11 protein-coding genes are annotated in these 13,686 nt (G+C 67.9%); 1 reads left to right on the top strand and 10 read right to left on the bottom strand.

Translation table 11 applies throughout. The annotated features are described in order from the left end of the window. Positions 1-83 precede the first annotated feature (83 nt). Positions 84-1,061, top strand: coding sequence for an ArsR/SmtB family transcription factor (locus tag ACIA49_RS20425; protein WP_396378769.1), 978 nt, complete (start codon positions 84-86; stop codon positions 1,059-1,061). Between the two features lie 163 nt (positions 1,062-1,224). Here ACIA49_RS20425 and ACIA49_RS20420 read toward each other — a convergent pair whose 3' ends face one another. From ACIA49_RS20420 to pseB, 10 genes are all read right to left on the bottom strand, one after another. Further along, a complete protein-coding gene (locus ACIA49_RS20420) occupies positions 1,225-1,740 on the bottom strand; it encodes a hypothetical protein (RefSeq protein WP_396378768.1) in 516 nt (171 codons plus the stop codon). Between the two features lie 112 nt (positions 1,741-1,852). Then, the gene (locus tag ACIA49_RS20415) at positions 1,853-5,440 is read right to left on the bottom strand and encodes a discoidin domain-containing protein (RefSeq protein WP_396378767.1); all 3,588 of its coding nucleotides are present in this window, start codon (positions 5,438-5,440) and stop codon (positions 1,853-1,855) included. 191 nt (positions 5,441-5,631) lie between these two features. Next, complete coding sequence (locus ACIA49_RS20410) at positions 5,632-7,263, bottom strand: cation acetate symporter (RefSeq protein WP_396378766.1); 1,632 nt, start codon at positions 7,261-7,263, stop codon at positions 5,632-5,634. A gap of 11 nt (positions 7,264-7,274) precedes the next feature. After that, complete coding sequence (locus tag ACIA49_RS20405; protein WP_396378765.1) at positions 7,275-7,616, bottom strand: DUF485 domain-containing protein; 342 nt, start codon at positions 7,614-7,616, stop codon at positions 7,275-7,277. A 76-nt stretch (positions 7,617-7,692) separates the two neighbouring features. Next, positions 7,693-8,508, bottom strand: a complete 816-nt coding sequence (locus tag ACIA49_RS20400) for a class I SAM-dependent methyltransferase (RefSeq protein WP_396378764.1) — start codon at positions 8,506-8,508, stop codon at positions 7,693-7,695. Between the two features lie 38 nt (positions 8,509-8,546). Then, complete coding sequence (locus tag ACIA49_RS20395) at positions 8,547-9,284, bottom strand: cytidylyltransferase domain-containing protein (protein WP_396378763.1); 738 nt, start codon at positions 9,282-9,284, stop codon at positions 8,547-8,549. Further along, on the bottom strand, positions 9,272-10,087 hold the full coding sequence (locus tag ACIA49_RS20390; protein ID WP_396378762.1) for a hypothetical protein: 816 nt from the start codon (positions 10,085-10,087) through the stop codon (positions 9,272-9,274). The genes ACIA49_RS20395 and ACIA49_RS20390 overlap by 13 nt, the downstream gene beginning before the upstream one ends. After that, positions 10,087-11,559 carry a hypothetical protein gene (locus ACIA49_RS20385; protein WP_396378761.1) on the bottom strand — a complete coding sequence of 491 codons (1,473 nt, stop codon included), beginning with the start codon at positions 11,557-11,559 and terminating at the stop codon, positions 10,087-10,089. The genes ACIA49_RS20390 and ACIA49_RS20385 overlap by 1 nt, the downstream gene beginning before the upstream one ends. Positions 11,560-11,569: 10 nt before the next feature. Next, positions 11,570-12,664 carry a DegT/DnrJ/EryC1/StrS family aminotransferase gene (locus tag ACIA49_RS20380; protein WP_396378760.1) on the bottom strand — a complete coding sequence of 365 codons (1,095 nt, stop codon included), beginning with the start codon at positions 12,662-12,664 and terminating at the stop codon, positions 11,570-11,572. Positions 12,665-12,693: 29 nt separating this feature from the next. Continuing rightward, a complete protein-coding gene (pseB, locus tag ACIA49_RS20375; protein WP_396378759.1) occupies positions 12,694-13,677 on the bottom strand; it encodes a UDP-N-acetylglucosamine 4,6-dehydratase (inverting) in 984 nt (327 codons plus the stop codon). Between the last annotated feature and the right edge of the window lie 9 nt (positions 13,678-13,686).

Genomic DNA, 13,686 nt, shown 5'->3' with positions numbered 1-13,686 from the left:
ACGACTTCGGCGAGGGCCGAAGGGATGTTTCGGGGGTGGGCGAAGGGTTCGGGGGTGGACCGGGGAGGGCGCAGACTTCTGGCATGATCCGGATTCACTTCAGCGCGGCAGACCTGGGACGGGTGGTGTTCCCGGCCGAGCCGGAGCCGTTGTGGGAGGCGGCGCTGGCGGCTCGGGCGCTGAGCGCGGCCGCCGCCCGCGAGTCGCTCCCACCGGCCGCACGCCGCTGGCGGCAGGCCGCGGCGCCGCTGGTGTCGCCCTCGATGCGGCCGCTGTTCAAGCTGATCGCCCCGAGCGGGTGGTTCCCCGACTTCCTGACTCCGACGGTCGCCACCCCAGGCGTGCAATCCGCCGCCGAACTGCTCGCCGGAACCCCCACAGAGGTCTTCCGTGAGGAGCTCGACGAGCGCTTCCCGCGCGACATCGACCCGTACCTGCACGGCCTGCGCGCCGGCAACGCCTCCGCCCGGCAGGCGCTCGGCACCGCCGTACTGGACTTCCATCAGAACGTGCTCGCGCAGTCTTCCGACGAGCTCTCCCGCCAGTACGCCGGTGATCTCGCGCAGCGGGCGCACACGCTCATGCACGGCGGCATCGAGGCCCTGCTGACAACCCTGCACCCCGACGCCGAGTGGACGCCCCCCATCCTCACCGTGCACACCCTGCGCCTGAACGAGAGCATCGAGGTCCACCTCCGCGGCCGCGGCCTTCAGCTCTACCCCTCGCCCTTGCTGGCCGAGTGCCTGGTCGACGACAACCCCCGCCGTCGTCCCGTCCTCATCTACCCCTGCGCCGACGGCCCCGCCGCCGAACCCCACGACCCCGACGCCGACACCCTCGCCGCCCTCCTGGGCCGCACCCGCGCCGCCGTCCTCCGCTCCCTCATCACCCCCGCCAGCACCACCCAACTGGCCCGCCGCATCCGCATCTCCCTCGCCTCCACCTCCGAACACACCCGAATCCTCCGCGCCGCCTCCCTCGTCACCACCCACCGCTCCCAAGGCACCTCCCTCCATTCCCTCACCCCCACCGCCCACACCCTCCTCATGCAGAACAGCTGAATTCGGGGTTTCCAAGGGTTTCAGGGGCATCTCGGGGCAGTTGGTGAAATCGGCTGGTGCCCCGCCGCGAATCCGCTACAGTAAGTAGTGCCTCGGGACACGAGTCCCGAGGAAGTGGACCCGGCAGCCCTCCGGACGGTGGACGAGCCGGGTTTCGCGCTGTCTAGAGCCTGTGCAGTTCGCAGAGGGGAGCCACGGCTTTCCGCCAATCGCCTCCGCGAGACCAGCACCATGCGATCGCATCCGGTACCCAGAGCAGCGGGTCCGCCTTGGCGACCAGGACGTCCCACCGCAGACTCTCGTGGCAGCCGAAGCGGTGCGTCGCCTCTCGGAGGCACCGACGGTCGTGCTCGTACGTCGAGTCGTCCCGCTCGACCACCAGGCGCTCGGCTGTCGCCGCGACATCGCGAACGATCGAGTCGAGGCATTGGCGGCGGGCCTCGTGCGTGTTGCGATCCACCTGGTAGAGGTCGGTCAGTAGATGGAATTCGGCGATCGCGCCGAGGATCTGCTTCCGGCGTCGGTCGCTCTCGTTGCGGAAATGCAGTCGCTCCTGTCTCGAGAGCAGGAGCCCTCGCAAGGTCTTGCGGACAACGCTGACGTCACCTGCTGGACAGTGTGAGGCAGCCATCAGCAGGCCTTTGACTTTGTTCTCATCGACGAATACGTGGGTCGGCACCCGAAAGACTTTTTCATCTGGTGCAAGGCGAAACGCCCCACGACACCGGGGCATCGTGGGGCAGGGCGGGGCAGATGGAGGGGCCGCCGGGGCGGCCCCTCCGACCGTTCGGCTAGTTGCGGTTGATGGTGAAGGTGGAGGTGGTGTTGCGGATGTCTACGGCGTTGTTGGACAGGGTGAGGTTGTTGAAGGTGACGGTGCCGACGGCGGGGCCTTGGCCGGGTTCGGGGAGTTCGTTGGCCCAGAGGCCGAAGCCGGACTTGGCGTCGAAGGCGTCGCCGGACTTGCGGGCTCCGGAGATCGTCGTGTTGGTGAAGATGGTGTCGGCGACCGGGAACTGCGGCTGACCGCCGACGTAGTTGGTCTGGAACATGATCCCGCTGTACGTCGGATCGACGATGTCCAGATCACTCACCCGGATCCCTTGGTAGATCTTGGAGGCCGAGAAGATCCACATCGCCGGGAACGCCTGGTTGCCCCAGAAGTGGCCGCCGGACCGGACGATGGAGACGTTCTGGAACTGCGTCGGCGGGGTGGCGCCGAAGCCGTTCATCGGGATGCCGAAGTCGAGCGAGCTGATCGTGACACCGGGGTAGGTCAGCATGTCCGCGGCGTACAGGTTGCGGAAGATGTTGTTCGTGCCGCCGTAGACCGCGAAGCCGGCCGCCCGCCAGGTGAGCGTCGCGGACAGGTTCTCGAAGACGTTGTCCCGGACCTCGCCGCCGCCACCGTCGATGGCGTTGAAGAGGGCGAAACTGTCGTCACCGGTGGACCGGGCGTCGTTGTTGCTGACGGTGTTGCCGGCCGAGCCGTTGGTCATGTTGATGCCGTCGGCGAACGAGTCCCGGATCCGCGAGTTCTTGATCGTGGAGTTGTCGGTGTTCGCACCCCAGTAGAGGCACATCTGGTGCTCGGCCCAGATGTTGTCGATGGTCATGTTCGCGGTGCCGTTGAAGTCGAACACCTTGCCCGGACCGTCGTTGCGGCTGTCGTAGTTGCCGAAGTACGAGAACCCGCTGAACGTCGACCCGTTCGCCGCGGACGAGGCGCTGAACCCGACATCGGTGTTGGTCTGGGTCGTCGGTGCGACGAACCGGGTGTACCACGGCCCGGCGCCGACCACCTTGATGGCCCGGCTGCCGACGTTGAACTTGCTCGACGTCGCATAGTCACCCGCGGGCAGGTAAACCCCTTGCAGGGTTGAGTTCTGCGCTACCTGGTTCAGAGCGTCCTGCACGTTCTGCTGGCTGAACCCGGTCGGTACGACGTACCCCGCACCCGGGTTCGGGATCGGCGCGACCTGCTCGGTGTCGACGAAGTCGATCGAGTACGTCGTGGTGTTCGCCGGGTCCTTCTGGAGCCGGATCTTGGCACCGGCCGGGACGGTCGAGTCGAGCATGATGCTCGCCTCGTCGTAGATGTGCCGGGCCGGACCCGCACCTGGCGAGTTGCTCGGGCCGGACTCCGATCCATACAGCCACGAGTACTTCGAGGTGAGCGGCAACGCCTTGTGGAAGGTGCCGTTCACGTAGATGTTGATGCTGGAGTTGATCCCGCCGCCACCAGCGGAGTCCGGGATGGAGAACCGGGTGACGAGCGTGTTCGTCGACGCCCGGGTGGTGAACTCGACGTACGAGCCGTTCGAGTTCAGCGTGACCGCGCGCCGGCCGGAGGCCTCACCGGCGAGGTCGCCGATGGTCCGGTTCGGGCCGATCACGGTCGCGCCGCCGCCGACCGAGGCGTCCTCGGCCTCGATGTGGTCGTACGGCATGTTCGCGCCGCGACCCACGAAGAACGGCCGCTCGCTGGTGTTGTTCGTGCGCTTCACCGGCAGTTCGTTCGCGTCGTCAGCCAGTACGACGCGCGCCGTGTACCGGCCGTTGACCGCCGTCCAGTTGCCCAGGGCAATCGCCGACGTGGAGGCACCCGACGCCAGCGAACCGTTGTAAGAACCGGTCAACGTGGCAACCGTCGAGCTGCCGTTCAGCAGCGTCAGCGTGATCCCGTGCGCCCCCGATGCGGTGGCGATGCTGCCCTGGTTCTTCAGGATGACCGAGAAGGCCACGCTGTTCCCCGCGGACGGGTTGTTCGGCGTCCAGTTGACCGCCGCGGCGATCAGGTCCGAGCTGGCGACCGGAGTCACCACGAGCGCGCTCGCCGCGGTGGCCGAGTTGTTCGCGTCGTTCTGCTCGATCACGGTGTTGGCCTCGTCGACCTTCGCGCTCAGCGTGTAGCTGCCCGCGTCCCGTGCTCCGATCGAGGCGCTGACCGTGGTCGAGCCGCCGGCCGCGATCGCGCCGACCGCCGCCGTACCGACCTTGGTGGTGCCCAGGTAGAAGTTCACGTCGGTCGCCGGCGAGGCGGCCGAGCCGGTGTTGTTGACGGTCGCGCGGGCCGTGATCGTGTCGGTCTCGACCGGTGCGGTCGGCGTCCACGTCACGTTCGAAAGCGACAGGTCCGGGTTCGGTGCCGGAACGCCCATCACCTGGAACTCCGCGACCTGCCCGGCGGGAGCGCCGGTGTTCGCGGCGAAGTTCAGCCGGACGTCGGCGACCCGGGCACTGACCGGGATCGTCACCAGGTTGCCCGACGACGGATTGAAGTTGTACGCCGCGCTCGCCACGATCGTGGTGAACGTCGACGAGCTCTGCTCCCGGCCGAGGACCGAGAAGGTCTGCGTCCGCGCGCCCCAGGCCGAGTCCGGGTTGAGCCGGATCACGATCGAGCTGAGGTCGGCGTTCGCACCGAGTTCGGTGGTCAGCGTGGCCGGGTTGGCGTTGCCCTCCCAGTACGTCGTCACGTTGTCGTCGTTCGCGTTCGTCGCCACGAAGGTGAAGACCGAGCCGGACGCCGTGATCGGCTTGCCCGCGGCGAGGTTGCTGCCCGGGCCCTGGCTGCCGTTGCGGGTCACCGTGTTGCTGTTCGGCGACTGGTTGCCCGCGGCATCTTTCGCCCGGACGAAGTACGCGATCGTCGAGCTGGTCGGCTGGGTGTCCGTGTAGGTCAGGACGTTCCCGGCCACGCTGGTGCGGAGCTGGCCGTTCGCGTAGACGTCGTACCCGGTCACGCCGACGTTGTCGGTGGACGCGTTCCAGGCGAGCCGGATCTGGCCGGCGCCAGGCTCGGTGAAGGACAGGCTGCCCGGGGCGGTGGGAGCCTGGGTGTCACCGGTCGCCGGTCCGTAGACCTCGAGCTCGGACAGCTGCCCGGCCGGCCAGCCGGTGTTCGCGGTGACCTGGATCCGGACGTACCGCACGGTCGAGTTGCCGTAGTCGATGGTGACGGTGTTGGTCGGAGCGTTGAACGCCCGGCCCGCCGACGCCGACAGGTCGTTGAAGTTCTGGCCGTCGGTGCTGCCCTGGACCGCGAGGGTCTCGGTCCGCGAACCCCAGCCGCTCGGCAGTTTGAGCACGACCTGGTTGGTGGCGACCGAGGAGCCGAGGTCGACCTGCACCCACTGTGGGAAGGCGTTGTTGGCGCTCTCCCAGTACGTGCCCTGGTTGCCGTCGGTCACGTTCGACGCGACGTAGTTCTGGGTGACCGAGCCGGCCGACGCGGCCTTGCCGGCGGCAAGGTTCGGACCGGCCAGTACGGCGGCGCTCGCCGAACTGGCCGCGGTGGAGTGCAGCAGTGGGCCGGCCGACAGCGCCAGGCTCGCGGCGAGCAAGGCGACGGGCAGCCGCCAATGGGGAATTCGCATGGCCTCTCCTGATGGGCGGTGGAGAACGCAAAGGGGTAGCGGCCACGCGAGAGTTCGGAACTTTCGTAGACTTGCCAATTTCTTGCGTAGCGCTGGCTCATTGTTACGGCAGTGCTACGGAGGCGTCAACGGTTCGAGAAAAACCCAAAGGACCCGACTCGCGATGCGAGTCGGGCCCTAGAGGTGAGAGATCAGTGCTTGGAAGCGGTCTCCGCACCGGCGCCCGTGAGCGCGCGGACGGTGAGCTCGGTGTACCGCGCCTCGGACGACTTGTCCTTGCCGAGGAACGTGCCCAGGACACCGAACAGGAACCCGAGCGGGATCGAGACGATGCCCGGGTTCGAGAGCGGGAACCAGGCGAAGTCGGCGCCGGTGACCATCGACGTCGGCTTGCCCGACACGACCGGCGAGAAGACCACGAGCACGACCGCGGAGATCAGGCCGCCGTAGATGCTCCAGACGACGCCGGAGGTGTTGAAACGCTTCCAGAACAGGTTGAACAGCAGCGACGGCAGGTTCGCCGAGGCCGCCACCGCGAAGGCCAGGGCGACCAGGAACGCGATGTTCAGCTTCTGGGCCGGGATCGCCAGCGCGATTGCGACCGCGCCGATCCCGATCGCCGCGAACCGGGCGACGCGCAGCTCGTTCTTCTCCGACGGCTTGGTCTTCGCGATGACGTTGGCATACAGGTCATGCGCGAACGACGAGGCCGAGGTCAGCGTCAGGCCGGCCACCACCGCGAGGATCGTGGCGAACGCGACCGCCGCGATCAGCGCCAGCAGGATCGAACCACCGACCGACCCGGCGCCACCGCCGACGGACTCGGCCAGCAGCGGCGAGGCGACGTTCCCCTTCGACTCCGCGACCGCGGAACCCTTGGCGGTGTTCAGCAGCGCCGCGGCGCCGAACCCGAGGGCCAGCGTCATCAGGTAGAAGACGCCGATCAGGCCGATCGCCCACTGCACCGAGCGACGCGCGGACCGCGAATCCGGCACGGTGTAGAAGCGGATCAGGATGTGCGGGAGCCCCGCCGTACCGAGGACCAGTGCGAGCCCGAGCGACAGGAAGTCGATCTGACCGACGAAGTCCTTGCCGTAGAGCAGGCCCGGCTGCAGGAACGACTCGCCCTTGCCGGACTTCGCCGCGGCCGCGCCGAGCAGGTCGGAGATGTTGAAGTGGAACTTCAGCAGCACCAGGAAGGTGATCAGCACGGTGCCGGCCATCAGCAGCACGGCCTTCACGATCTGCACCCAGGTGGTGCCCTTCATGCCGCCGATGGTCACGTAGATGATCATCAGGGCGCCGACGAGGATGATGACCGCGGCCTTCACACCCTCGCTCTTCACCCCGAGCAGCAGTCCGACCAATGAACCGGCACCGACCATCTGGGCGAGCAGGTAGAAGATCGACACGACGATCGTCGAGGACGCCGCCGCGGTCCGGACCGGGCGCTGCTTCATCCGGAACGCGAGCTGGTCGGCCATCGTGAACCGGCCGGAGTTCCGCAGCAGCTCGGCGACCAGCAGCAGCGCCACCAGCCAAGCCACCAGGAACCCGATCGAGTACAGGAAGCCGTCGTACCCGTAGAGGGCGATCTGGCCGGAGATGCCGAGGAAGGATGCCGCCGACATGTAGTCGCCGGCCACCGCCAGGCCGTTCTGCGCGCCGCTGAAGTTGCGGCCGCCGGCGTAGTAATCGGCGGCGGTCTTGTTCTGCCGGGACGCCCACCAGGTGATGTACAGCGTCACGGCGACCACGGCCGAGAACAGCGAGATGGTCAGCACCCGGTTGCCGGGTTCCCCATCCGCCAACGGAATGAGCATAGGTATGAGGCTCACCGGCGGCGCTCCCTCTTGTACTTGGCGTTCAGGCCGGCGGCCAGCGGGTCGAGCTTGCGGTTCGCGAACCGGCCGTAGACCGCGGCGATCACGAAGGTCGACACGAACTGCAGCAGGCCGAAGATCAGCGCGACGTTGATGTGGCCGATCACCTTGTGGCCCATGAAGTCACGGGCCCAGTTGTTGCAGGCCACGTACGCCAGATACCACGCCATGAAGGCGATCGTCCACGGCACGACGAAGTTCTTGTACCGTCGCTTGAGCTCGGTGAAGTCGGCCGCGTCGTGCACGGCCTGATAGGCGCGGGCATCCCGCTCGCGCACGACGTCCTCTTCCATGCGTGCACGTTAGCCCTAAGTAGGGTGTTTGTGACTTATAGGGCGTGTCCGCAACCAAAATGTTTCGAGCGGCCCGCTACAGGTGCGGTGCGACCGGGGCGTCGAGAGTACGGCGGTAGTTCGCCAGGTCGCTCGGCCGAGTGCGGTAACAACCGGTGATGTACGGCATCCGCAACGGCTCAGGTGGCCGGGCCGAGGTCTCGTAGACGGCGTCGACCTGCTCCAGCACGGCCTCGCGCCGGGATTCGGTCAGCACCGCAACTCGGCTGTGCGACAGCGCCAGCTTGCGCAGGCCGCCGCGGTCGAGGTCCTGCCAGTGCTTGAACTTGGCGGTCTCGATCGCCGCGAACATGTCCGACTGGAGCAGGATCGGCATCGGGTCGAACTTGTCGCCGCCGCCGTAGTCCTCGCCCATGATCGCGCGGTGCACCCGGCGAACCCAGGGCACCACCGTGTCGTAGTTGTTCCAGAGCAGACCCAGTACGCCGTTCGGCCGCAGGATCCGTGCGATCTCGGGCAGCGCCCGGGCGTGGTCGAACCAGTGGAACGCCTGCCCGACGATGACCGCGTCGACCGAGCCGTGGGCGAGCGGGATCGACTCGGCCGCGCCGACCATGGTGTCGATCCCGGGCCGCGTCCGGCAGATGGACAGCATCTCCTCGGACGGGTCGACGGCGACCACGTCGTGGCCGAGCGAGGCCGCGACGGCGGCCAGCTTCCCGGTCCCGGCGCCCAGGTCGAGCACCTGCAGCCCGCGTCCCGGGCCGAGGATCCAGGTCAGCGCGTCGACCGGGAAGGTCGGCCGGCCCGCGTCGTACGCGGCCGCGACGGCCCCGAACGACGCGGCGCGGGCCTGGTCGCTGAGGTCGGGTGCTGGATCATCGGTGCTCATCACGGTAAATCATGCCGTAGCGGCACGAATGCGTGTCGCTACTCGCCGAGCTTCTTCTGCTCGATGTGCGCGTTGAGCGCGACCAGCTCGGGGCGGGTGTCCAGAATCGCGACCAGTTCGGCGCAGTTCAGGCGTGCCGCGCCGTATTCGTCGAAGAGGATCTCGAGCAACTGCCAGTCGTCCGGGGTGTCCAGCGTGAGCCGGTACTGCGCGCCGCCGCCGGTCCAGGGGAGGTTCAGCAGGCGGATCTCACCCGAGCGGTTCCGGTGCAGGTACGGCGTGACGTGCTCGCGGTCGGCCCGGAGCGTCGCCCGGGACTCCGCGTCGTACAGGCGGGCGGCGGAGAAGACCTCGTAGTCCATGCCGCGGGGGTAGGTGCGCTCCAGGCAGTTCGAGATGTAGAGGTCGAGGTCCTTCTCGGAGCGCCAGCGGTCGACGGCGGCGGAGATGATCGCCGGGTCGATCAGCGGGCAGTCCGACGTGACCCGGACCAGGCCGTCCAGCTCGTGCTCACGGGCCGCGCCGGCGAACCGGCTCAGTACGTCGTCCTCCGAGCCCCGGAACACCGGGACACCCGCATGCTTGGCCACTTCCAGTACGACGTCGTCGTGGTAGTTCGTGGTCGTGGCCAGCACCACCGGCAGGCCGGTCTGCTTGAGCCGGTCGAGGTGGTGCTCCAGGAAGGACTGCCCGCCCGCGGTGAGCAGCACCTTGGCCGGAAGTCGTGAGCTCGTCACCCGGACCTGGGTGACGATGCCGACGTTCAGTCGTTCCATCGGAACAGCTCCCGGATCTCGGCCGGGCAGACGACGTGGTCGACGCCCAGTTCGGTGTCGGTGAACTCCTTGGCGATCGCGAGCGGGACGAACGGCTGGTCCATCTCGGGCCACAGCCGCTTGATCCGCGCCTGCCCGCCGAACGACGGGTGCTCGTTCTCCAGCACCATCGGGTCGCCGTACACGCCGGGCTGCAACCCGACCGAGGCGCCGTACAGGACGGCGGAGCTGAGCCGGTTGGAGGCGACGCGGGTGTGCGAGCGGAGTTCGCGCAGTTGTTTGACCAGGAAGTCGGGGTCGGTCTTGCGCCAGTGCAGACCGCGGTACCCGTGGGTGATGACGCGGAAGCCCGCGTCCTCGTAGACCTTGCGGACGGGCGGCTGCAGGTATTCGTTCCAGTACAGGCAGACGGTCACCGGGCCGGTCTCGTGCTCGTTGATCGAGGCAACGATCCGGCCGTGGTCGCCGAGCACGTTCTGGCCCTCCCAGCCGTGGAACGGGTAGAAGAGCGTGCCCTTGGCCTTCTTGTCCCGGGTCGCCAGCTTCGGGTGGTTCTTGAGCACGTAGAGCCAGACCGACCCGATGACGGAGTAGTTGCGCAGCCCCATCGACTGCCCGCGCCGGCGGACGCTGTCGGTCCAGACGTACTTCGGCATCCCCGGCGCGAAGTTCGTGCCGTGCGCGAAGCCGTCCAGGATGTTCCAGCCGTGCTGGAGGTAGCCCCAGATGTGCCGCGGTGTGCGGAGTCCGGCGTACGACGCCAGCACGTCGGCGTGTCCGTAGAAGTGGTTGGCGTGATGCATCAGCGCCTCCGCAGCACGCGCTTCAACCGGCGCCTGACCACCCGCGCCGGGTTCAGCATCGCGTGCCCGAGCCGATACGGCACCGACTTCCGGATCCCGTTGATCGTCCCCTGGAACAGCAGCGCCCGCGCACTCGCATGCGCCAACTCATCAGCCAACCGCGCGACCGTGGCGAGCTGCTCAGCACTCCCCAACGGCCTGATCACCTCTGGTGTAGCGGCTGGCGTCACCGTGATCCCCACCATCGAAGCCAGCCGCGCCGTCAGCTGTTGCGCATCCCCACCCGCCGGCCAAGGTTGCCGAGAGCCACTTTCCAACGCCCGCCGCGCGAACCGGTTGAGGTGCCCCTCAATCGTCCCCTGCTCGCCTTCGCCGAACAGCCGGTACGACGTTCCCTCCACGATCACGTGGTCCGGCGAACCGGTTTCGGGGGCCGTCCGCAACCACTCGACGTACGCCACGATCTCCCGTCGCAAAGCAGTCTGGTCGTCAGCACGCAAGGCCGCCAACAGCCGCTCCTCCACCAGCTCCCCGCTGGTGGAGTCAACCGGCGCCTCAACCCCCACCGCGACGTACCAAGCCGGCGCCAACTCCACCAGCAGTCCAGCCGCGGCCGCATCCATCACCACCCGATACGGATCCATCAGCGTAGGTCCACCGTTGCGAGCAGCAACAACCCGAGCCGCCTCCGCCGCCACCACCTGACCACCGTTGCCAACAGCAACCTCCGCCTCCACCAAAGACGGATAAACCCCGCAGATCCGAGCAAGAGGGGCCGCCGCAGTCCCATCCCCGCGCGGGTTGTCCGCATCGTTGGCGTGCACTGCAGTGGGGTCCAGGGGCCTCGGTCCGGGCTTCTCCGGCTCTCCCGCTATCCCCAGGCCTGCCGCGCGTAGCGCGGCCTTGAGGGGGCCGAGGCCGGCGGGAGGGGCGTCTGCGACCGAGCGTCCCCAGTCTTCGTCTCGGGGGAGGGCGGCGGTGATGTCGGGCTGGATCAGTTTGTTGACGCTGAAGCTATTGGTTGCGCCGAGCAACAACCTGCCGCCCGGGGTGAGTCGGGCAAGGAGTTTGGCCAGTGCGGCCGACCAGGGCAGCGAAGCGGTGTCGGGGCCGACCATTCGTTCCAGCCCGTCGAGGGCGACGATCAGGTCGTAGGTCTCGTAGGTCTCGTCGGTCTCGAAGCGGTCGAGGGAGCCGCAGTAGACCTGGGTCTTGGCGTGGGTGAGGGACTCGGCGAGCTCTTCGGCATCCGGCGCGGACCGGACCAGGATGTCGATCGACTCCGCCTGGGCCGCGACATCGACGTACAGGCTGGTGGCGTGCGGGCCCGCGACGAGGACGGTGTCGCCGGGCTTCAGTGCCGCCGCGAGCAGGCTGACGGCGGCAGATCCACCGGCCGCGGGACGGCTGTCGGCCGGATGGAGATCCGACCAGTTGAGCATCTCTCCACCGACCAGATTCGATCGGGTCACATCAGTCACGTTAGCCAACCAGTCTTGTGAGGGTCTCGATCACCCGGTCGACGTCGTTGTCGGTGAGGTCCGGGTAGAGCGGGAGGGAGAGCTCCTCGGCATAGAAGGCCTCCGCGTTCGGGCACAGGCCGCGGGCGTAACCCTGCCGTGCGAAGACAGGATGCCAGTAGACGGGGATGTAGTTCACCTGGACACCGATCCCGGCGGCTCGCATGCCCTCGAAGATCTCCCGACGGCGCCCGTCCAACACTCGCACCGGATACAGATGCCAGGCGGGGTCCACGCCGGGCCGTTGCACCGGCGTACGGAGACCGTCGACCCCGGCGAACGCCTCGTTGTACCGTGCGGTGATCTCGGCGCGGCGCTGTTTGAACGCCGCCAGCCGGGCGAGCTGCGACAGCCCGAGTGCGGCCCCGAGGTCGGTCAGCCGGTAGTTCACGCCGTATTCGTGCACCTCCTGGTGCCACGGCCCCTCATCCACGATCTCGAACCGCTCGGCGTCACGCACGAGACCGATGAAGTGGAATTCGTGCGCCCGCTGCCCGACCGCCGGGTCCTTGCAGACCACCGCGCCACCCTCGCCGGTGGTCAGGTTCTTGGTCGGGAAGAACGACATCGTCGTCACGTCAGCAAGATCGCCGACCGGCCGCCCCTCCGCGCTCCCGCCGATGGAGTGCGCCGCATCCGCGAGCGTGCGCGCCCCGACCGCGTCAGCCAGCGGTTGCAGCGCGGCGTAGTCCGCCGCCTGACCGGCATAGTCGACCGCCGCGATCACCTTCGTCCGCTCACTCGTCACAGCCGCCACGGCAGCCGGGTCGAGAAGCGCCGTGTCCGGATCCACGTCGGCGAACACCACGCGAGCGCCCAGGATCGCCGCACACGAAGCGGTCGCCACGAACGTCATCGGCGTCGTCACGACCTCATCGCCTGGTCCGACCCCGAGAGCGGCGTACGCGATGTGCAGTGCCGCGGTCCCCGACGTACAGCTAACGGCCCGATGCCCGCCGGCCAGCTGCGAGATCGCGTCCTCGAACGCCGTCACCGCCGGCCCGGTCGTCAGCCAATCCCCCTGCAAGACAGCCGTCACCGCGGCGATGTCCTCCACAGAGATCGACTGCCTTCCGTACGGAAGCACTAGTGATCGACCTCGAGAATCTTGCGGATCTCTTCGATCGTGTACCACTGGTCGTTCGTGTTGGACGAGTAGTGGAAACCCTCGTCCAGCTGTACGCCGCCCTCCGGCGCGATGTAGCCCCAGGTCGCGAGGTCCGGCTGCAGCACGAACCGGTTGCCGATCGCGAGCACGCGCCGGCCTTCTTCCGGGCTGATCATCTCCTCGTGCAGCTTCTCGCCAGGGCGCAGGCCGATGTCGTGCATCGCCGCTCCGGGGGCGATCGCCTCGGCCAGGTCCGTCACCTTCATCGACGGGATCCGTGGCACGTACAGCTCTCCGCCGGTCATCAGCTCGAACGAGTCGACCACGAACTCGACCGCCTGCGGCAGCGTGATCAGGAACCGGGTGCAGCGTAGATCGGTGATCGGCAGCGACTGCCCGGCCGCGTGCAGCGCGCGGAACTTCGGGATGATCGAGCCGCGGCTGCCCATCACGTTGCCGTACCGCACCACGGCGAACCGGGTGTCGTACGCGGCCGCGTAGTGGTTGCCGTTGACGAACAGCTTGTCCGCGGTCAGCTTGGTCGCGCCGTACAGGTTGATCGGGCTGGACGCCTTGTCGGTCGACAGCGCCACCACCCGCTTGACCCCGGAGTCGATCGAGGCCTCGATCACGTTCTGGGAGCCGATCACGTTCGTCTGGACGAACTCCCACGGGTTGTACTCACCGCTGTCGACCTGCTTGAGCGCGGCCGCGTGCACGACGTAGTCGACCCGGTGCATGGCGCGCAGCAGCCGCGACCGGTCGCGCACGTCACCGAGGAAGAACCGCAGCCGCGAATCGTCGCCGAAAAGCTGCCGGACCTCCCACTGCTTCAGCTCGTCGCGGCTGAAGACGATGATCCGGCGCGGGTTCAGCCGATCCAGCGCGTGCTGCACGAACGCCCGGCCGAACGACCCGGTGCCGCCCGTGACCAGAATGTCGGAGCCGGTGAGGATGGACACGTCGAGCGG

It is taken from the genome of Kribbella sp. NPDC051587 (assembly GCF_044453945.1).
GTDB lineage: Bacteria > Actinomycetota > Actinomycetes > Propionibacteriales > Kribbellaceae > Kribbella.
This window is presented reverse-complemented; position numbering and strand designations above follow the sequence as displayed.